The 20,867-nt window shown below is 70.7% G+C and carries 14 protein-coding genes; 10 read left to right on the top strand and 4 right to left on the bottom strand.

The window, feature by feature from the left end:
- Positions 1-1,608 carry a hypothetical protein gene (locus JYK02_RS03675; RefSeq protein WP_207048451.1) on the bottom strand — a complete coding sequence of 536 codons (1,608 nt, stop codon included), beginning with the start codon at positions 1,606-1,608 and terminating at the stop codon, positions 1-3.
- Between the two features lie 91 nt (positions 1,609-1,699).
- Entirely contained in the window at positions 1,700-3,265 is a 1,566-nt protein-coding gene (locus tag JYK02_RS03670; protein ID WP_207048450.1) for a CocE/NonD family hydrolase, read from the bottom strand.
- 172 nt (positions 3,266-3,437) lie between these two features.
- Here JYK02_RS03670 and JYK02_RS03665 point away from each other — a divergent pair, with 172 nt between their 5' ends.
- The 10 genes from JYK02_RS03665 (at position 3,438) to JYK02_RS03620 (ending at position 15,437) form a co-directional block, all read left to right on the top strand.
- The gene (locus tag JYK02_RS03665) at positions 3,438-3,638 is read left to right on the top strand and encodes a hypothetical protein (RefSeq protein ID WP_207048449.1); all 201 of its coding nucleotides are present in this window, start codon (positions 3,438-3,440) and stop codon (positions 3,636-3,638) included.
- On the top strand, positions 3,635-4,129 hold the full coding sequence (locus JYK02_RS03660; protein ID WP_207048448.1) for a DUF2243 domain-containing protein: 495 nt from the start codon (positions 3,635-3,637) through the stop codon (positions 4,127-4,129). The genes JYK02_RS03665 and JYK02_RS03660 overlap by 4 nt, the downstream gene beginning before the upstream one ends.
- Before the next feature lie 118 nt (positions 4,130-4,247).
- Positions 4,248-6,713, top strand: coding sequence for a PQQ-dependent sugar dehydrogenase (locus JYK02_RS03655; RefSeq protein WP_207048447.1), 2,466 nt, complete (start codon positions 4,248-4,250; stop codon positions 6,711-6,713).
- A gap of 113 nt (positions 6,714-6,826) precedes the next feature.
- Complete coding sequence (locus JYK02_RS03650; protein ID WP_207048446.1) at positions 6,827-8,983, top strand: M13 family metallopeptidase; 2,157 nt, start codon at positions 6,827-6,829, stop codon at positions 8,981-8,983.
- Between the two features lie 83 nt (positions 8,984-9,066).
- Positions 9,067-9,738, top strand: a complete 672-nt coding sequence (locus tag JYK02_RS03645; RefSeq protein ID WP_207048445.1) for an O-methyltransferase — start codon at positions 9,067-9,069, stop codon at positions 9,736-9,738.
- Positions 9,739-9,762: 24 nt separating this feature from the next.
- A complete protein-coding gene (locus JYK02_RS03640; protein WP_207048444.1) occupies positions 9,763-10,692 on the top strand; it encodes a LysR family transcriptional regulator in 930 nt (309 codons plus the stop codon).
- Positions 10,693-10,757: 65 nt separating this feature from the next.
- Entirely contained in the window at positions 10,758-11,987 is a 1,230-nt protein-coding gene (locus JYK02_RS03635; RefSeq protein ID WP_207048443.1) for a S8 family serine peptidase, read from the top strand.
- Positions 11,988-12,119: 132 nt separating this feature from the next.
- Positions 12,120-13,502: a hypothetical protein gene (locus JYK02_RS03630; RefSeq protein WP_207048442.1), complete on the top strand. Its 1,383-nt coding sequence runs from the start codon at positions 12,120-12,122 to the stop codon at positions 13,500-13,502.
- 93 nt (positions 13,503-13,595) lie between these two features.
- Positions 13,596-14,789 carry a toxin-antitoxin system YwqK family antitoxin gene (locus JYK02_RS03625; RefSeq protein ID WP_207048441.1) on the top strand — a complete coding sequence of 398 codons (1,194 nt, stop codon included), beginning with the start codon at positions 13,596-13,598 and terminating at the stop codon, positions 14,787-14,789.
- A gap of 63 nt (positions 14,790-14,852) precedes the next feature.
- Positions 14,853-15,437, top strand: coding sequence for a TetR/AcrR family transcriptional regulator (locus JYK02_RS03620; RefSeq protein ID WP_207048440.1), 585 nt, complete (start codon positions 14,853-14,855; stop codon positions 15,435-15,437).
- A gap of 64 nt (positions 15,438-15,501) precedes the next feature.
- Here JYK02_RS03620 and JYK02_RS03615 read toward each other — a convergent pair whose 3' ends face one another.
- Positions 15,502-17,115 (bottom strand): peptidoglycan-binding protein, encoded by a 1,614-nt coding sequence (locus JYK02_RS03615; RefSeq protein ID WP_207048439.1) that lies wholly within the window; start codon positions 17,113-17,115, stop codon positions 15,502-15,504.
- A gap of 242 nt (positions 17,116-17,357) precedes the next feature.
- On the bottom strand, positions 17,358-20,711 hold the full coding sequence (locus JYK02_RS03610; protein WP_207048438.1) for a Dauer Up-regulated: 3,354 nt from the start codon (positions 20,709-20,711) through the stop codon (positions 17,358-17,360).
- Positions 20,712-20,867: the final 156 nt, after the last annotated feature.

Here is a 20,867-nt window from a genome sequence, read left to right as displayed (position 1 = left end):
CTACCGCCGCGCCGGCACCTCGATGCGGCAGACACTCTCCGGCGCCAGGTTCCGCGAGCGCATCCAGGCCTCCAGGTCGCGGTCGATGCGCGCGGCGGCCTCCGGGTTGAAGCGGCGGTTGTCCTGGAGCTTCCACCCCTGCGGGTAGTTGCCGGAGTAGCCATTCACCGTGGGCACGCCGTGCTCGCAGGACGCCCACACGGCGTCCAGGTTGTACTTCCACTCCTGCGACTCGCCGGACGTCGGCGCGTAGAAGAAGGTCGCGCAGCCGGACGGGATGCGCGCGGCCACCGCCTCCACGTCCGCGCGGGCCTCGTGCCGGTCGTAGACGGGGCCCGTGAGCCCCTGCTCCAGCAGGCACAGCGCTCCCAGCCCCACCGCCAGCGCCGCGCGGCCGGCGTCCCACTGCCGCTGGAGGTAGAGCGCCAGCCCCACGCCCGCGGGCACCAGCAGCCACATGCCGATGCGGGCCAGGGCGCGGATGGCCGCCGCTCCGGGCACGCCGTGGAAGACGAGCCACCAGGGCGTGACGCCGCCGGTGTAGCGCGAGGCGAGCAGCACCGTGGCCACCGTCACGACGAGCAGCAGCCGCACGGCGGGCCGTGAGCGCGCCTTCCACAGGCCGATGCCCGCGAGCACCGGCGTGACGAAGCCGAAGCCCAGCCGGTGCTCCCACGCCACGGGCATGCGCTGGAACTTGGAGAAGCCGTTCGTCCAGCCGTACAGCCAGCTGTCCTGGCCCAGGTAGAACCAGCTCCAGATGCGCGGCACCATGGGTGAGACTTCGCCGAAGCTGCGCAGGCCCACCGTGCCAATGGCCTGACGCGAGTGCAAAACGAGCGGCGCGAGCAGCGCCAGCCCCACGACGCCAAAGCCCACGAGCGCCGGGAGGTGGCGGCGCAGCGCCGTCAGCAGTGGGCCGCGCGTGTCCCGGAAGGCGAGCCCGGCGATGAACGCCAGGAGCAGGAAGAAGAAGAGGAACCAGCCCCAGTAGAAGCCCGCGTAGAGCTGGGCCACGAACGCGCCCACCAGCAGCGCGGCCCACGCCACCCCGCGCCGCCGGTCCGTCTCCGGCCGCGTCAGCGCCACCACCGCGCCCACGGCGAGGAGCGCGAAGAACTGCCCTTCGAGCTGCGGGTGGTTGAGCTGGTTGATGCGCGGCGCGCCCGCCGTGAAGAGCACCGCGCCCACCACCGCCGGGAACGCGCGCAGGCCGAACCCGCGCCGCAGCAGCCACACCGCCGCGGCGTAGTTCAGCACGGCCATGGTGAGCGCCCACGCCTGCCACGACAGGTCCGCGCCCAGGCCGAGGATGCGCCACACCCAGTAGAACGGCGCCACGCCCAGGAGCACGTCGGAGTACGCGGCGACGTTGGGCTCCGGGTAGAACATCGGCGGATCCCAGAAGCGCGCGTGCGCCGGGTCGCCGGACACGAAGCGCCAGCCGTGCTCCAGGACGTAGTGGTTGAAGCGCACGTCGCCCTCGTCCCCCTGCACCAGGCGCAGCCCGGACAGGATGGCGGGGTGGTGCGACAGCAGCAGGGCCAGCACGCTGCCAACGAGGACGAGCAGGGCGACGCGGGTGCGTTCCGAGACGGCGGTTCCCATGGGCGCCGGGAGCGTTAACACACCGGGCAGGCCCGCTGGAACGACGGAGGGCGCCTGTCACGCGCGCCCTTCCGTCCCCGCGCCAAGGACTTCAGCGCAGCGGCAGGTCCAGCCAGGACGGCCCGCCGAACGACACCGTCGCGCCCGTGCTGTTCGCGTCCAGGTAGAGCGGGTCCTCCGTGTCCACGACGAGCGCCAGCCGGTGCAGCACGGGGACGTCGTACGCGGTGGCGGGGAACGCCAGGTCCAGGTCGAGCGGCACGCCCGGCGTCGCGCCCTTCCAGCTCAGGGGCACGTGGGTGATGAGGCCGCCGTAGTCACCGGCCACGTCGTACAGGTAGGCGACGACGGTGCCTGACGCGGTGGAGGGCGTGACGCGCAGGCGCAGGACCGCCGAGCCACGGATGGAGACGCCGCTCGTGGTGAGCGACGACGTCCAGACGCCCGCGTTGAGGCGGTTCACGCCCGGCAGCCACACCACGGGCGGGATGCCCGTCAGCGCCTGGAGCCCGTTGGTCAGGAGCGCCACGCCCGCGTCGGCGGAGGTGTCGAAGCCGGACCAGACGACCCGCGAGCCGCTCAAGGTGGGCGAGCCGCCCAGGGTACCCGTGCCATCCAGCAGGCGGATGGCGCCCAGGCCGAAGCGCTGCGAGCCGCGCGAGACCTGGGCCCACGACGCATAGCCCTCCACGTCACCGTCGTAGGTGCGCAGCACGACGGGCGCCTCGCGGGAGATGCCGGTGTCCACGCCCGCGACGTACTGGTCCATCCAGCGCGTCACGCTGCCCCAGACATGGTTGGGCAGGCCCAGCAGGCCCGTGGCCTCCACGACGGCGTGGTCACCCGGCGCGAACTCCAGCCGCTTGGGGCCGGAGAGCTGGCCGTAGAACGACACCAGTTGGTTGGGCGGGAAGAGGCTGTCACCGTAGGCGTTGGCCATCAGGATGGCGGGCTTGTTGGTGTTGATCCAGCTGATGTACGTGGCCGCCGAGCGCACGCGGCCCCAGGCCTTGATGGACTCGATGTCCTGGTTGGCGAAGTAGTTGTTGATGGTCGTGCGCAGCTCCGGGCTGGGGCGGCCCAGCAGCGTCGCGGCCAGGTCGAGCAGCGCCACCGCCTGCGGACGCCGCGTCTCGCCGCCGAACAGCGACGCCACCAGGTCCGACCATCCGGAGAGCGCCGCCACCGCCTTCACGCGAGCATCGAAGCCGGAGGCGATGAGCGCGATGCCCGCGCCATACGAGACGCCAGCGAGCCCGATGCGCGAGCCATTCGCCGTCGTGTTGGCGACCATCCAGTCCAGGACGCGCGAGGTGTCCGCGATGTCCGCCGGGCCGGCCGTATCAATGCCGCCGCCGGAGGCCCAGAAGCCGCGCGGCGTGTACGACAGCGCCACGTAGCCCTTCTGCGCCAGCGCGTTGGCCTGGGCCAGGTACTCCAGGTCGTTGAGTCCCCAACTCGAGATGAAGACCACCGCCGGATGCGGGCCCGGCGTGGTGGGCGCGATGTAGTTGGCCTTGAGCACGGTGCCGTCGCTCATGGGGATGTCGACGAACCGGAAGCCGGTCGTCGGCAGGGCCATGCTCGTGAGCGGCAACAGCAGGAGCAGCAGGACCACGGGCAGACGCGTGCACCACGCAGCGGGCTTCAACGCCATTGAGACACCTCTTTCCATTCCAAGCGCGATGATTGTCATTTCAAAGCAGCTTCTGTCCCAGCATGTCGAAGGCGCGCGGGATGGACTGTGTATGCAGGACGACACGCGGCTGGAGTCATGCGGCTCCCGGTTGGCTCAATCCCTTACGGTAGCCAGAACCAAGGAACATCGCATGCGAAGGCTCCGCGCCCTCCTGTTCTCCAGCACACTGCTCACGAGCGGCACGGCCCTCGCCTGCGAGACGTGCCGTCCCGCGGTGCAGGCCGGCATCTTCAACGACCACTTCTGGGGCCGGCTGGCCATCACGCTGCTGCCCTTCGGCGTCGTCCTGTGCGTCGTGGTGCCGCTGCACTTCCTGGGGCGTGAGCGATGAGCCGGATGCACCGGGGGCCGCTGCTCTCCGCGGGCGTGATGCTGGGCGTGGGGCTGGGAGGCTTCGTCGACGGCATCCTCCTGCACCAGCTGCTCCAATGGCACAACATGCTCTCCAGCCACCTGCCGCCGGACACGCTGGTGAACGCCAAGGTGAATATGTTCTGGGATGGCCTCTTTCACGCCTTCACCTGGCTCATGACCTTCAGCGGCCTGGTGCTGCTCTGGCGCGCGGGGCTCAGGTCGGACGTGCCGTGGTCCACGCGCACCTTCGCCGGCTGCCTCCTGGGCGGCTGGGGCCTCTTCAACGTCGTCGAAGGACTCATCGACCACCAGCTCCTCGGCGTGCACCACGTGCGCACCGGCCCCTCGCAGACCGCCTGGGACGTGGGCTTCCTCTTCTTCGGGCTGGCCCTGCTGCTCGCGGGCGGCGCGCTGATCCGCGCGGGCCGTGAGGACGTCATCCCCCGGGGTGGCGTCATCGCGCCGTAGGCCGAGCCATCGCGCATTGGCGGACAGCCACCCGGGTCTTGGGGGACGGATGGCCAACGGGCGGCGCAGTGACAGCTTCCCGCCTCGCGGGACGGGCCCGCACCCGGGGGACCCTTCCATGCCGTCACCGCGACGCTGTCCGCCTTGCCTCGTTGTCCTGCTGGCGCTCTGTCTGGGTGGAGGGTCCCTCGCCGGAGCCCAACCCCTGGCGCCTCTCACCCTCCCGGAGGGCTTCTCCTCCGAGCCCGTCGTCACCGGCCTGCAATACCCGACGACGTTCGCGAACCTCCCCGACGGCAGCCTCCTCATCGCGGAGAAGGAGGGCGTGGTCCGGCGCTTCAAGGACGGCGTCCTCCAGCCCGTGCCCTTCATCGACATCCGTGGCCGGGTGAACTCGCACCATGACCGCGGGCTGCTGGGGCTGGCGGTGGACCCGGCCTTCGCCACCAACGGCTTCGTCTACCTGCTCTACACCTATGACGACGACGACACGGATGACGCCGGCCCCAAGACGGCGCGGCTGGCGCGCTACACCGCCGTGGGCGACATGGCCTCGCCCACGAGCGAGCTTGTCCTGCTCGGCACCGCGGTGGGGGCCTCCTGCAACGACCTTCCCCTGGGAGCGGACTGCATTCCCTCGGACAGCGCTTCGCACTCCGTGGGCACCGTCCGGTTCGCGCCGGACGGCACCCTCTTCGTGACGACGGGCGACGCGGCCAGCTTCGACGCGGTGGACGACGACGCCCTGCGGGCGCAGAGCCTGGACTCCCTCGCGGGCAAGGTCCTGCACATCACGCGCACGGGCGCGGGCGTGGGCTCGAACCCGTTCTGGAACGGGGACGCCGGGGCCAACCGCTCGAAGGTGTGGGCGCTGGGGCTGCGCAATCCCTATCGCTTCAGCCTGCGCCCGGGCACCTCCATGCCCTACCTGGGCGACGTCGGCTGGAACACCTACGAGGAGATCAACGTCGCGGCGCCGGGGGCGAACCTGGGCTGGCCCTGCTACGAGGGCAACTTCCGCCAGCGCGGCTACGAATCCAAGTCCGTCTGTCAGGCGCTCTATGCCCGGGGGCCCGGCGCGGTGCGGCCTCCGCTGTATGTCTGGGATCACGGCGTGGGACAGACGGCGACGGGGGGCGGCTTCTACACCGGCATGGCGTACCCGGAGGCGTGGCGGGGCGCCTACTTCTTCGGCGACTACAGCCAGCAGTGGATCCGAACCCTGAGAGTGGATGCGAATGATCAGCTCGTGCCCGACAGCGTGACGGTGTTCGCGACCGGCGTGGGCGGGCTGGTGGAGCTGGGCTTCGGGCCGGACTCCAACCTCTTCTTCGTGGACGTCGTCGCCGGCGAGCTGCGCCGCATCCGCTACACGGCGGGCAACACGCCGCCCGTGGCCGTGGCCTCGTCCACGCCGCGCCGGGGTCAGCCGCCCCTGCTCGTGCGCTTCTCCAGCGCGGGCTCCAGCGACCCGGACGGGGACGCGCTCCAGTACCGCTGGGACTTCGGGGACAACTCCCCCGTGTCGACGCTGCCCTCCCCGGAGCACACGTACACAACCGCCGGCTTCTACGTGGCCCGGCTGACCGTCAGCGACGGACGCGGGGGCAGCCACTCCGCCGCGGTGAGCACCGTCGTGGGCAACGTGCTGCCCGTCGTGACCATCCAGTCGCCCCCGCCGACGTACCGCTTCAAGGTCGGCGACGTGGTGACCTACTCGGGCTCGGCGGTGGACCCCAACGAGGGCCCCATTCCCGGCGACCGGTTGAGGTGGACCGTCACCCTGCGCCACTGCACCGCGGGCGGCTGCCACACCCACCCGTACTCCACGAGCACGGGCGTGACCGGATCCTTCACCGTGCCGGACCACGGCGACGAGGTGCACTTCGATCTCAAGCTGACCGCGATGAGCTCCACCGGGCTGACGAGCAGTTGGATGATCACCGTGGACCCGCTGCTCGTGCAGCTGACGCTCCAGACGTCACCGCCGGGGCTGGAGCTGGTGTTCGACGGCACGAGCGCACCGGCGCCCCGGGTGCTCCCGGTCATCGTCGGCTCCACGCACACCCTGCGCGCGCCCTCGCCGCAAGGCGTCTTCGGGTTCCGCGAGTGGTCCGACGGCGGTGCCGCGGAGCACGTCATCCAGGTGGGCCCGGACGGCGCCAGCTACACGGCCTTCTTCGACCCCGTCGCCCCCCTGGAGTGCCCCCCCGGCCAGTACCGCGCGGAGTACTTCGGCAACCGCGACCTGGAGGGCTCCCCGGCGAGGGTGCGATGCGAGTCGGCGCCGCTCGAAAACTTCTGGGGCACGGGCAGCCCCGTGCCGGAGGTGGGGCCCGACGACTTCTCCGTGCGCTGGACGGGGCGGTTCTACTTCGTGTCGGACCTGTACTACTTCATCGCCCAGGCGGATGACGGCGTCCGGGTGTTCGTGGACGGCTCGCGCGTCATCGACGGGTGGAAGGACCAGTCCACCACCAGCTACTTCGTGGGCCGCTGGATGACCGCCGGCGAGCACTCCGTGGTCATGGAGTACTACGAGCACGGGGGCGATGCCGTGGCCGGCCTGCGCTGGTATCGCTAGGGCCCGGGCGGCTGGAATGAAATGGCTGGGATGAAACCGACGTTTGGGCTGTTGGAGACGGGCCCGCGTGCGCCAGAGTGCGCCACCCCGTTCGGGCACTTCCAGGAGCCTCCATGTCGTTCCGTTCCAGACCGCCGTTTGGCGCCGCGCGCATGACGCTCGGCGTCTGTGCGTCCGCGCTCATCACCGCGTGCGCCTCCACCGCGCCCGCGGAGAAGTCCCCGCCGCAGGCCCAGGCCGCCGCCACCCCGGCCCCCGCGCCCGCGGCCCCCGCCGCTCCCAAGCCGCACTACGGGAGCTTCGGCGTCGACACGCCGGGCATGGACACGTCCGTGGCGCCCGGCGACGACTTCTACCGCTACGTCAACGGCAAGTGGGTGGACAACACGGAGATTCCTCCCGACCGCTCCTCCTACGGCATGTTCTCGCGGCTGTCCGATGACGCCGCACAGCAGACGCGCGAGCTGCTGGAGGCCGCCGCGAAGTCGGACGCCCCCGCCGGCAGCGAGGAGCGCAAGCTGGGCGACTTCTACTCCAGCATCATCGACGAGGCCGCCATCGACGCCCGCGGCGCCACGCCGCTCAAGCCGGAGCTGGACCGCATCTCCGCGGTCGCCAACCGCAAGGACCTGGCCTCGCTGCTGGGCACCACGCTGCGCAGCGACGTGGATCCGCTCAACACCGGGCAGGCCACCACGGAGCGCCTGCTGGGCCTGTGGGTGGCGGAGGACCTGAACGACCCCAGCCGCTACGCGGCCTACCTCCTCCAGGGTGGCCTGGGCCTGCCGGACCGCGACTTCTACCTGAAGGACACGCCGCGCTTCAAAGAGGTGCGGGAGAAGTACCAGCAGCACATCGCCATCCAGCTGAAGAACGCGGGCATCGCCGACGCGGAGGCCAAGGCCCGCGCCATCTTCGGTTTGGAGAAGAAGATTGCCCAGATCCACTGGGCGGCCCAGGACACGCAGGACGTCGCCAAGGTGAACAACCCCTGGAAGCAGACGGACTTCGCGAAGAAGGCGCCCGGCATGGACTGGGCCGCGTACTTCGCCAGCGCGGGCCTCGCGTCCCAGAAGGACTTCATCGTCTGGCAGCCGTCCGCCATCACCGGCATCGCGAAGCTCGTGGGCAGCGAGCCCATCCAGGCCTGGAAGGACTACCTGTCCTTCCACACCATCCTGCGCAACGCCTCGGTCCTGTCCAAGCCCTTCGTGGACGCGGGCTTCGACTTCAACGGCCGCACCATGTCCGGCGCGCAGCAACTGCGCCCGCGCTGGAAGCGCGGCGTGGACTTCACCAACGGCGCCATGGGCGAGGCCGTGGGCAAGCGCTACGTGGAGAAGCACTTCCCGCCCGCCGCCAAGGCCGAGGCGGACGTGATGGTGCGCAACATCCTGGCCGCGCTGGGCCGCCACATCGACGCGCTCGAGTGGATGTCGCCGGAGACCAAGGCCCGCGCCAAGGAGAAGCTGGGCACGGTGCAGGTGGGCATTGGCCACCCGGACACCTGGCGTGACTACTCCGGTCTGGAAATCGTGAAGGGCGACGCCTTCGGCAACGCGGAGCGCGCGGAGCTCTTCGACCACCAGCGCAACCTGGCCAAGCTGGGCAAGCCCGTGGACCGCAAGGAGTGGTTCATGACGCCCCAGGAGGTCAACGCGCTCAACTCGCCGCAGCAGAACTCCATCATCTTCCCGGCCGCCATCCTCCAGCCGCCCTTCTTCGACCCGAACGCGGATCCGGCGGTGAACTACGGCGGCATCGGCTCCGTCATCGGCCACGAAATCGTCCACAGCTTCGACGACGTGGGCGCGCAGTTCGACGCGAAGGGCAAGCTGGCCAACTGGTGGACGCCCAAGGACCTGGAGCAGTTCAAGGCCGCGGGCCAGGCGCTGTCCGCCCAGTTCAGCGCGTACAAGCCCCTGCCCGACATGAACGTGAACGGCGAGCTGACGCTGGGCGAGAACATCGCCGACGTGGCGGGCCTGTCCATCGCGCATGACGCCTACCAGATGTCCCTGGACGGCAAGCCCGCGCCCACGCTGGACGGCTTCACGGGTGAGCAGCGCTTCTTCATGGGCTTCGCCCAGGCGTGGCGCAACAAGTTCCGCGAGCCGATGCTGCGCCGGCTGCTCGTGACGGATGGGCACTCGCCCGGCATGTACCGCGCGGCCACCGTGCGCAACCTGGATGCGTGGTACCCGGCGTTCGACGTGAAGCCCGGCCAGGGCCTCTACCTGAAGCCGGAGCAGCGCGTGAAGGTCTGGTAGCCGAAGCATCCCCGCACCGGGCGCACGAAGTCCGTGCGTCCGGTGCACTGGTGCATGGCGCGGCGCGGGCGCACGGTGGGGGCATGACCACGACCCTGCATTCGCCCCCTGTCGCCTCGCTGCTCACCCACCTCTTCGCGGACGCGCGCAAGACGGACGCCGCCGTGCTCGCGCCCTTCAGCGCCCTCCCCGCGGAAGAGCGCAGGGCCCGGCTGGACAACGACCCCCGCGCCTTCTACGCGAGCGTCGCGGAGGCGTACCTGCCCGTGTCGGAGAAGCTGGGGCAGCTGCTCTACGCGCTCACCCGCGCGCGCCGCGCCCGCACGGTGGTGGAGTTCGGCACGTCCTTCGGCATCTCCACGGTGCACCTGGCGGCGGCGCTGCGCGACGGCGGCGGCGGCCGGATCATCACCACGGAGTACGAGGCCTCCAAGGTGCGCCGCGCGAAGGAGCACCTCACCCAGGCGGGGCTCGTGGACCTGGTGGAGTTCCGCGTGGGCGACGCGCTGGAGACGCTGCGCACGGACGTGCCGGACGGCATCGACCTGGTGCTCTTCGACGGCGCGAAGCCGCTCTACCTGCCGCTGTTGCGGCTTCTGGAGCCGAAGCTGGGGCCCGGGGCCCTGCTGGTCGCGGACAACGTGAAGATGAGCCCGGCGTTCGCGGCGCACCTGGCGCGGCCGGAGCACGGCTACGTCACCGTGCCCCTGCCCTGGGAGGACGACGACTGCCTCTTCGCCGTGCGCGCCGCGTGAAGACGCGCGGCTAGGATGGCCCGGATGGCGGACCTGGACCTCAACCTGCTCGTGGCGCTCGATGCCCTCCTGCGAGAGGGCAGCGTGGCGCGCGCCGCGGACCGGCTGGGGCTGAGCGCGCCCGCCATGAGCCGCACGCTCACCCGCATCCGCACCGCGCTGGGAGACCCGGTGCTGGTGCGCGCGGGGCGCGGGCTGGTCCCCACGCCCCGGGCCCTGGCGCTCCAGGAGCAGGTGCGCGCCGTGGTGCGGGAGGCCACCGCGCTGCTCGCGCCGGGCACGCCCACCGCACCGGAAGCGCTGACGCGCACGCTGACGCTGCGGGTGAACGACGGCGTCATCCCGCTGCTGGGCACCGCGCTCCACCAGCGGGCGCGCGCCGAAGCGCCCGGCGTGACGCTGCGCTTCGTGCCGGAGGGAGCGGAGGACGTGGAGTCCCTGCGCGACGGCGAGGTGGACCTGGACATCGGCGTGCAGGGCGCGCTGGGGCCGGAGATCCGCGTGCAGAAGCTGGGCGAGGAGAGCTTCATGTGCCTGGTGGGGCGGGCGTCGCCGCTCGCGCGAGGACGGCTGACGCTGGAGCGCTTCGCCCGCGCCGAGCACGTCGGCGTGTCACGGCGGGGCAAGCTGCGCACCCCACTGGACGACGTGCTGGAGCAGCACGGCCACACGCGACGGGTGACGGCGGTGGTGCCCAACCTGCTCGCCGCGGCGGCGTTCGTCGCGGAGACAGAGGCCGTCACGGTCGTGAACGGCGGTTTCGCCCGCGCGGTGGCGGCGCTGATGCCCGTCAAGGAGCGCCCCGTGCCGCTGCCCCTGCCGCGCGTCACCGTCGCTCAGGCGTGGCACCCCCGCTTCGACCACGACCCCGCGCACGTCTGGCTGCGGCGGACAGTGAAGGCACTCTGCGAGGCGCCCGTGCGTCCTCCCAAAAAACATGGAGGCGCAACTTAAAACAGCGCGCTGCGACAATGTGGGAGTCGGTAGGTCCGCTCCGCATCCCCCCACGGAGGAACACCATGGAAATCAACCGCAAGTCGCCCGCCTCCATTGCCCCCACCGCCCGCACGGACACCTCCCGCGCCCAGGCACCCAAGGCGAAGCCGCTGACGGTGCGCGACGGCTTCGACACCCAGGGTGCGCGGCCCTCCAACTTCGTGGACCGCCCGACGGGCCGCCCCACGCCCCCGGGCGCCAGCGTGCCGGCGTCGGCCTTCACCTTCGGCGGCGCCAACGTCGCGGTGAAGCCGGACGCGAACAAGGCCGTCGACGCGAAGAAGGTGGACCCGTCGCAGCCGAAGCCCAAGCTCACGGGCGAGCCGGTCATCGCGGTCATCGACGGCGGCGTGGACTACAAGCACACCGACCTGGACGACGCGATGTGGACGAACCCCGGTGAGGTGGACGGGGACGGCGTCGACAACGACAACAACGGCATCGCGGACGACATCCACGGCTTCAACGTGGGCACCGGCAAGGGCGACCCGTTCAAGGGCGACGGCACGGACCACGGCACGCACGTGGCGGGCATCATCGCCGCCGAGGACAACGGCGAGGGCAACACCGGCATCGCCGCGGGCAAGGCGAAGATTCTCAGCGTGGGCGGCCTGTACGACGGCGCGGACCTGCTCACCAACTTCGAGCGCTCGGTGGACTACCTGGTCAAGATGAAGACCGAGCACGGCGTGAACATCCGCGCCGCCAACGCGAGCTTCGGTGACTCCTACCGCGACGCCGCGTCCCAGAAGCGCTGGGAGGCCGCCATCCAGAAGCTGGCGGACGCGGACATCCTGCTGCTGGCCGCCACCGCCAACGGCAACGGCAGCAACATGAACAACGTGCCGGACATGCCCGCCAACGTGGACCTGCCCAACGTCCTCACCGTGGCGTCCATGGACCGAAACAACGACAAGCTGGCCCGCTTCTCGTCGCACGGCGACAAGGTGGTGGACCTGGCCGCCGTGGGCGAGGACGTCCTCAGCACCGTGCCCGGCAACGACTGGGAGGAGATGAGCGGCACCTCCATGGCCACCCCCACCGTGGCCGCCACCGCCGCGCGCATGTTCGCGGAGAACCCGGACCTGACCGCCGTGCAGGTGCGTGACCTCATCCTCAAGACGGTCCAGCAGGACCCGGACCTCAAGGGCAAGGTCATCACCGGCGGCAAGCTGGACATCGAGGCCGCCATCGCCGCCGCCAAGGCCACCGTCGAGCCCAAGCCCGAGACGCAGCCCGTCGCCTCGCGCTGATCCTCCCCGGCCCTCACGCCGGGTAGGTCTCCGGCACACACAGGCCGGGAGGTTTTTTCCGGCGCGGACGCAACTTCCCCCACCCCCGTGAGACAATCCGGGGGTTCCAGTTTTGTGCAGAGGGGGAAGTCCGTGTCCGTCCGCATTCCAGCCGCTGGTGTCCCGCAGACGCGCCTGCCCGAGTCGCAGCCCGTCGCGCCGCGCGCGCCCATTGCTCCGTCGCTGGGCTACGCCAGGAACGACACGTTCCAGGCGGACGGCGGCGAGATTGGCCGCCGCGGCCGCACCCAGCGCGCGACGCCGCCCCCCGCCACGCAGCCGGCCGCGCCCGCCGCCAACACGCGCGCGGAGCCGCTGCAGCCGGAGACGAACACCGCCCTCCAGGCCCGCCTCTCCGCGATGCCGGCGCCCGAGCGCGAGCGCGCCACGCAGTTCCTGAACCAGCACGTCCTCAACACGCCCAACGCGGACCGCGCCACGCGCACGTTCCTGGACCTGTCCGCGATGCAGGCCGCGCGTCCGGCCCGGCTGAGCATGGACACGGTGGAGACGCTGACGCGCGGCGTGGCGGAGCCGCGTGGCACCGGCGCGGCGGGCCAGGAAGGCATCCTGGGTCCGGCCCAGGCGCGCGCCGCGGCCAGCGCCATGGTGGGCATGACGGGCGAGGACTTCAACGCGCTCCAGGGCGCCCTGCGCAACGCGGGCACGCGCGACGGCCAGCCGGTGCCCAACGCGGACGTGCAGACGGAGCGCTCGCTCATCCTCAAGGCCGTGGGGGCGCGCAGCCAGGAGATGACGGCGCCCGGCGCGCTCGACCGCGTGCGCAACTTCTTCGGCGACACGACCTCGGACATGGACGAGGTGACGCGCTTCGCCCGGGACATCGCGGGCACGCCGCGCGCCACGCTCATCAACCAGTCCACCGCCATCGACGTGAACGCGGGCGCGGGCGCGCTCCAGCAGCGCTTCGACGACTCGTGCGCGCCCACCGCGGCGCAGGTCGCCCACGCGGACGCGGACCCCGTTTACGCGCGCCGGATGCACCGCGAGCCCATCCACAGCCTGGACGCGAACACGAACATCGGCCGCGAGCAGCGGCGCGTGCTGGAGAACAACGGCGGCATCGCGCGGCCCCGCCAGGGCGGCACGGGCGACAGCCTGGGCGTCTCCCCGGACGCGATGCGGGACATGTTCAACCGGGGCGTCTCCCCCAGCAGCAACCGCACCTACGCGACCCAGACCATCCCCGACTCGCCCCAGGCGCGTCAGGGCGCGCTGGACCGCGCGGACCGGCTGCTGCGCGACGGCGTGGACGTGCCCTTCGCCGTCCAATGGAGCGGCGGTGGCGGCCACGCGATGGTGATGTCCGACGTGCGCGGCCAGGGCGCCAACCGCGAGTACCTGGTCACCGACCCGATGGACGGCAGGACGGGCTGGGTGCGCGGCAGCGACATCGCGGCGGGCAACACCCGCATCGGCCCGGGGACGGGTCGGCTCGCCTGGACCTTCGAGTAGCCTCTTCTCCTCGCAGCCCCCTTCCGGGCCCCCTCGCCACGCTTCGTGGCGGGTGTGGGCCCGGAAGCCGTTTTTCCCTTCCGTGAGTCCTCCATGCGTGCGCCTTCCGTGATGCGTCTCCTCGTGCTGTCCGTGCCCCTGTTCTCCGCGCCCGCGTGGGCCATCGAGCGCTGCTCGTTCCAGGGCAAGCCCATCAACCTGGACAACGGCAGCTCCACCGCGAAGCTCACCGGCACCGTGCGCTGCGTGGACGAGGACACGAAGAAGGAGACGCACACCGTCGCGTTCAAGAACGGCCAGCAGGACGGCTGGGAGGTGCGCCGCTGGTCCGACGGCCGCGCCGTGGAGCAGGAGTACAAGGCCGGCAAGCGCCACGGCGGCTTCAAGCGCTACGAGGACGGCCGGCTGGTGGAGACCAGCCATTACGTGGACGACAACGAGCAGGGCGAGTCGCTGCGCTACCACCCCAACGGCAAGGTGTCCCGGCGCGTGGACCGTCAGCCGGACGACGCGAAGAGCACCTACGCGGACTACGACGAGGAGGGGCGGCTCACCAAGGCGGGTTGCGGCCTGCGCTCCTCCTGGGAGGCGGGCCTCAAGGACTGCGTCTGGAAGGGGCCCTCGCCGCTCGTGTTCTTCCACCCGAACGGACAGAAGCGCGCCGTCATCCAGTTGAAGGACGGGCGGCGCGAAGGCGTGACGGAGCTCTTCGACAAGGACGGGCAGCGCACCGCGACGAACGCGTTCTCCGCGGGCGTGCTCCACGGCGTGAGCACGCGGTACTCCGCCGGCAAGGCCCTCAGCTCCACGACCTGGGCCCAGGGCGAGCGGGACGGCGACGAGACGGAGTTCTTCAGCGACGGCGGCAAGAAGCAGGTCGTCACCTGGAAGGGCCGCCAGCAGGTGAAGCGCGTGGAGTACTTCCAGAACGGCGAGCGCAAGCATGAGCTCGTGGTGACGGGCGAGCGCGCGGTGGAGTCCTTCTTCGAGGACGACGGCTCCCTGCGCGAGCGGCGCAACCTGATTAAAGGCGAGTTCCACAACGGCTTCGACTCCGATGGCGTCACGGAGACCTTCCTCCCGGACGGCGGACCGGAGAGCCGCGAGCACTACGTGAAGGGCAAGGCCGAAGGCCGCCGCCAGGTGTGGGCGGAGAACGGCACCCTCATCGAGGACTCGCAGTGGGTGAAGGGCCGCGTCACCGAGCGCAAGCGCTGGGAACCCGACGGCGGGCTGGTGGAGGACGAGGCCTTCTACGAGGACGGCTCGCGCAAGAAGAAGAAGTAGCAGGGGCGCGAGGGAGCGCCGCCTTGACGGAGGATGACGGCAATATTACTGCCATCATCCATCATGACCCAGAAGACGGAGCAGAAGCAGAAGTCGCACGACGCCATCCTCGCGTCCGCCGCCACGTTGCTCCTGGAACGTGGCATCCAGGCGAGCTCCATCATGGACGTGATGAAGGGCGCCGGGCTCACGGTGGGCGGCTTCTACGGGCACTTCGACTCGAAGGAGCACCTGTTCACGGAGACCCTCCGGGGCACCGCGCGCACGGTGTGGAACGCGCTCCTGAAGAAGGCGAAGGAGGACGCGCCGGACGCGCCCGCGCTGAAGGTCCTGCAGCGCTACCTGTCGCGCCAGCACCGCGACGCCGTCACGCCCACGTGTCCTTTGCCCAGCATCGCCGCGGAGGTGTCGCGCGCGGGGGAGCCCTACCGGGGCGCGCTGGAGGCGGAGCTCCAGGAGTTCGTCCAGTCGTACGCGGAGCTGCTGCCCTTGGGGGCGCGGCGCCGGGAGAAGGCGCTGGCCGCCATCGCGCTCATGTACGGCGCGCTGTCGCTGTCGCGCGCGGTGCGCGGCACGAAGCTGGGAGACGAGTTCCTGGACGCGGCGAAGAAGCTGGGCGCGGAGCTGCTGACCGGCGACCGCGCATGAGAAAGCCCGGCCCCGCGTCACCTTGCGCGGGCCGGGCTTCTGGACGGCTCAGCTCATCCGCGCATCAGTCGCGCTGGATGGCGCCCTTCGGGACCAGGATGACGACCTCCTTGCAGTCCGAGTAGATGATGGAGTTCATGTCCTGGTAGTTGTGGGTCGTCTTGCCGCCGTTGCGCACGATGCCCATGTCGTTGCCCTTGGAGCCGCCGCTGTAGTCCCAGCCGTGGCGCGACTGGAAGATGATGGCGCCGTCCGGCACCTTCCCGTCCGCGACGAGCTTGCGGTACTGGTCCGCGGACACGACGTTCGCGGTGGCGTTGCCGTAGGGGCTCTTGATGGCCTTCTGCTGCGCGCCCGGGAACGGGATGGACTCCCAGCCGTTGCGCAGCATCTGCGCCATGCCGCCGCGGGGGTTGTTCGGGTCGTTGCCCGTCGCCGCCGGCGTGTTCGGGATGCCCAGCCGGCTCATGTTGTCCAGCGTGGTGCGCACGCAGTAGCCCGTCTGGCCGTTGTTCAGGCGCGACGTGGCCAGCTTCTTCAGCGTGGCGTTGTTCGTGTCGATGCGGACGCCGTTGCCCAGCACCGCGCCGTTGTTGTTCGTGCCCTGCGTGGAGTTCGTGCCGCCCGTGGTGTTCGTGCCGCCCGTGGTGTTCGTGCCACCGGTGGAGTTCGTGCCGCCCGTGGTGTTCGTGCCACCGGGGCGCTTGCCCTGCAGCGCGTTGAGCGTGTCCGGGCCGACCTGGCCCAGGTTGTTGCCCGCGCGCACACCGTTGGCCCGCTGGAAGTCCTCCACGGCCTTCTTCGTCACGGGGCCGAACTTGCCGTCCGCCGGGACGCCCAGCATCTGCTGGAGCTGCTTCACCGCCGGGCCCTGCATGCCCTCGCGCAGGTTGTTGCCACGCACCTTCACCTGGTCCATCGAGGGCGCGGCCGTCCAGCGCATCGGCCGCTGCGTGGCCGAGGGCTCGAAGGTGTCGGCGGTCTGCGACGGGCGCGTCGGGGTGTTGGTGTTGGTGCCGGTGCTGTTCGCGGCACCGCCGAAGTGCGGCGCCAGCGCCTGCGCGCGCGCCCACACGTCGTTGGAGTAGTCATTGCCCGTGGTGCCCACATCCATGCCCTGGAGGGTGCGCACGTTGCCCGGGCCCGAGTTGTACGCGGCCACCGCGCCGCGCAGCTGCTGCGCCTCCGGCCAGTCCGGGTGCGCCTTCTTCACGTCGTTGAGGTAGCCCTTGAGGATGCCCGCCGCCTGGTCGATGTGCTGCGCGCTGGTGGGGCCGCCCTGCGTCTGGTGGTAGCGGTGATCCACCTGCATCACGCCGAAGCCGTTGCCGCCGTCGCCGTGGCCCGTGCGGTCCAGCGCGCCGCCCGCGCGGGACTCGCGGCTCGCGATGGCCGCCAGCAGCGCGGGGGGCAGGCCGTGCTTCGCCGCCGCCGCCTCGATGTTGCCCTTGAACTGCTGCAGCCGGCCCAGGTCCGCCTGCGCCATCTTCTGCGATGCGGCCACGCCGGGCTGCAACCCGTCCTGCCGCGCCGTGCGCGCCGAGGCTCCCGTCGGCTGGTACTGCGACAGGATGGCGTTGGGGTTCGCGCCGTTGCGAACCGCGCTCGGCGTCACAGCCTGGGAACGGTTCGAATAGACGGAGTTCGTGCGCTGGGACGTGGTCGCGTTGAGGCTCATGCGGGGGATTCCTCGGTGGCGGCTGTGATTCCTGCCCCGATTATCCAGGCGTCTCCCGGCGAGTTGCGCGAGATCCGGAAATAAAGATCTTGCAGTTTAACCAGTTCGGAATTTTCCGCTCAAACTTGTCTTGTCTGTGGGTTTGTCACGACCGGGTAACAATGACCCCTCAAATGCAGACGGGGCCTGTTCCCGTGAAGGAACAGACCCCGTCGGCTGCTACAGGTCCGTGACGCGGCGAATCAGATGCCCGGGATGCCCGGGATGTCGTCCGGGACGAGGTCGCCGAGGAAGTCCTTCACGCCGCTGAAGACGTCGCCGGCCAGGTCCCCCACCTCGCCGGGCAGGTCCGCCAGCGCGCCCAGCGCGTCCTTGGCGACGTCGATGCCCTTCTTCGCCAGGTCGCCCAGGTGGCCCACGGCGGCCTCCGCCAGCTGGCCCCCCACGCCGGCCAGGTCCTTGAGCGCGTCCACGCCCGCGTCCTGCAGGTCCGCCAGGGCGACGAGCACCGCCTTGCCGCCCTCCGAGAGGTTGTCCTTCCAGGCCTTGGCGACGTTCTTGAACGACTCCACGCCGTCCTTGAGCAGATCCCGCGCGAAGTCCGTGGCCCACGTCACGCGGTTGTCGATGAAGTCCTTGAGGGCGCCGGCCGCCTTGGTGGCCAGCTCGCCGCCCTTGCGGGCCATGTCCGACAGCGCGCCGCCCACCCACTTGCCAGCCTCGGCGAGCGCATCGCCGGGGTTCTGGGCGATGTACTTGAGCGTCTCCACGGCCTTCTCGCCCGCGTTGGCCAGGCCCTTCACCAAGCCCTCCGCCAGCTCGGCGCCCTTGGCGCCCAGGTCCTTCACGGCGCCCCAGGCCTTCTTTGCCAGCTCGCCGCCCTTGGCCAGGGCGTCGCCAATGGCCTCCTTCGCCTTGGCCGCGGCCTCGCCCGGGTTCTGGGCCGTCCAGGCCAGCAGCTCCAGGCCCTTCTCGCCCAGCTCCTTGGCCTTGTTCACCGTGTTGGAGACGAGCTTCGTCGCCCCGTCGATGAGCTCCTTCGCCTTCTCCTTCGCGGCGCCGGTGAGCTTGTCGTAGCCGGCCTTCAGGTCGTTGAGCGTGGAGACGGCCTGCTTGTAGAGCGCCTTGCCCGCGTCCGTGGCCAGGTCCAGGCCCTTGTCCACCACGCTCTTGATGCCGTCGAGCGCCTTCTTCGCGGCCTCGCCCGGGTTCTGGGCGATGTACTTCAGCGTCTCCAGCCCCTTCTCCCCCAGCTTCTTCGCCCCGTCGATGACGCCGTCGAGGACCTGCTTCGCCTCCTTCGCCAGCTCACCGCCCTTCTCGATGGCGGTGTTGAAGGCCTCCGAGGCCGCCTTCGCCGCGGCCTCGCCGTACTTGGACGGGTTGCGCACCACGTCCGCCAGCTTGTGGATGACCTTCGCGGCGCCCTTGAGGCCATCGCCGGCCAGCTCCGCCTGCGACACGCCGACGAACTCGGCGGCCTTCACGGCGCCCTTCGCGCCCTTCTCGATGCCCCACTGGATGAGCTGCGCGGCCCCTTCGGGCCCGTAGTACGCGGCCATGTGCGCAATGCCCGCGGGGCCCTGCGCGGCGGCGGCCGCCACGTTCACGGCCCTCATCCAGTCCGGGGCCTCGTAGCCCTTGGGGTCGGCCTCGAACTTCTCCTTCTCCTGGCTGAAGCCGATGTCCATCGCCAGCTCGGCGGCGCCCAGCAGCACGCTGGCGCCCACGTCCACGGCCACGCCCACGCCGGTGAGGTCCAGGGCGATGCCCAGGGCCCCGTCCGCGGTGTTCAGCACCGCGGCGGTGTGCGCGAAGTAGCCCAGGTCGTTGTTCTTGCCGTGCAGCTCCAGCGACTCCTTCTCGTACTTCACCGCGTCGATGGCGTTGGGGATGGCGCCCGCCACCGGGACGACCTTCGCCAGGTTCTTGAAGACCTTGCCGGCCACGTCGGCGGTGACCTCCACGCCGATCTTGCCCAGCACCTTGTCCATCACCTTGAGGCCCTGGCCCACGAGCTTGCTGCCCGCCTTGTCCAGCAGCGGCCCCAGGCCCTTCACGGTGGTGTTGAGCGCGTCCGCGCCGACGCCGTCGGTGAACTTGAGCAGCGCCTTGAGCGCGCCGGAGTCCATGTCCGTCACCAGCTTGGACAGCACCTTGCCGGCGTCGTCATCCAGCTTGCCCGCGAGCTTCGCGAACTGCTCGGTGGTCTTCGGATCCGACAGGACCTCGTTGAGGACCTTGTGCTCCATGCCGGCCAGCGCGCTCACCATCCGCTTGCCGGCCGCGGCGTCCGCCTTGCCCAGCTGGCCCACCAGGTTGTCCAGGGCCTTAGGGTCGCTGATGCCCTTGAGCGCGCCCTCCAGCGACTCCGGACCGCCCAGCCTGGTGGCCGCGGCCTCCAGCTTCTTCAGCTGATCCGGCGTGAGCTTGGAGGCCAGCTGCGGATCCAGCCCCTTCACCTTCACGTTGGCCAGCTGCGTGCCCTGCTGGGCCACGTCCTGCGCGTTCTTCACGCCCGCGTTCTTGAGGACCTCCGTGAAGGCCTTGAGGTCCTTCTTGAGGTCGGGCACCTCCGCCAGCAACTGCGCGGCGGCCAGCGCCTTGTCCTGCGTGGAGGCGTTGGGGTCCGCCAGGGTGATGGCGGAGCCCGCGGCGCGCAGCGACCCGTCCAGCTTGCGCAGGTCATTGGAGAGCGCCGGGAACTTGTCCCCGGCGAAGTCCTTGAGCGCCTTGCCCAGCTCCAGCGTGGCGGTGGCCTTGTCGGTGGCGGAGGCGTTGGGGTCCGTCCACTTGCCGATGGCGCCCACCAGCTTCTCCGCGGCGGGCAGGCCCTTGAGCGTGGTGTCCAGCACGCCCTTGAGGTCCGCCGGCGCGAAGGTGTCACCGGTGGCCTTCGCCAGGGTGAGGGCGGCCTGCGCCTTGTCCACGGTGCTCGCCTTGGGGTCCGTCAGCTTGCCCAGGGAGGTGAGCGCGTCGGAGTTGGTGGCCAGCTTCGCCAGCTTGTCGTCCTTGACGCCCAGGCGCTCCAGCGCGTTGGGGACCGTCTCCGGGAACTGCGACGCCAGCTCGCCCAGGGCGGTGGCCTTCTCCGAGAAGGAACCGGTGCCCAGCTTGTTGAGCGAGTCGTAGGCCTTCTGCAGGTCCTCCTTCTTCTTGTCCTTCAGCTCCGGGAAGAGCTTGGGCAGGTCCTCCGCCTTGTCGGGCAGCGCCTCCGCGTGGGGCGGCTTCGGGTCCGCCGCCGGGGCCGCGACGTTCTGCTGCACCGGGCCGCTGACGGGACGCGCGCTGCCATTGGAGGTGAGCGGCGTGGCGAACGGCGAGGTCGTCTCCCCCGTCAGCCGGTTCACCCCGTTGCGGTTCTGCGGGCCCCCTGAGGAGAACTCGTCCCGCTGGAAGAGCTTCACCGACGGCTGCTTCGCCTGCTGCTTCGCGGCGGCCTCGGCGGCGGCCTTCGCGGCGGCCTCGGCGGCGGCCTTCGCGGCGGCGGCGGCGGCGCGAGCAGCGGCTTCCGCGGCGGCGCGAGCGGCGGCTTCGGCGGCGGCACGGGCAGCAGCGGCGGCGGCGGCGGCGGCACTATCGATGGGGGTGGACATGGGCGGAACTCCTACCTTTTCAAGAACCGAGAAAGTCCTCGGGATTCTCTACATTTCGCGTCGAATGTTGCTGGCTTCTCCGCGTTCGCACGAATCCCGGGGCGATGGAGGCGATACGCCATTGCCGCTCCGCGGGTTACATGGATCGCGAAGGTC

This window comes from Corallococcus macrosporus, assembly GCF_017302985.1.
In the GTDB taxonomy this organism is placed as follows: domain Bacteria; phylum Myxococcota; class Myxococcia; order Myxococcales; family Myxococcaceae; genus Corallococcus; species Corallococcus macrosporus_A.
The sequence above is the reverse complement of the archived record's forward strand: the minus strand, read 5'-3'. Positions and strand labels throughout refer to the sequence as shown.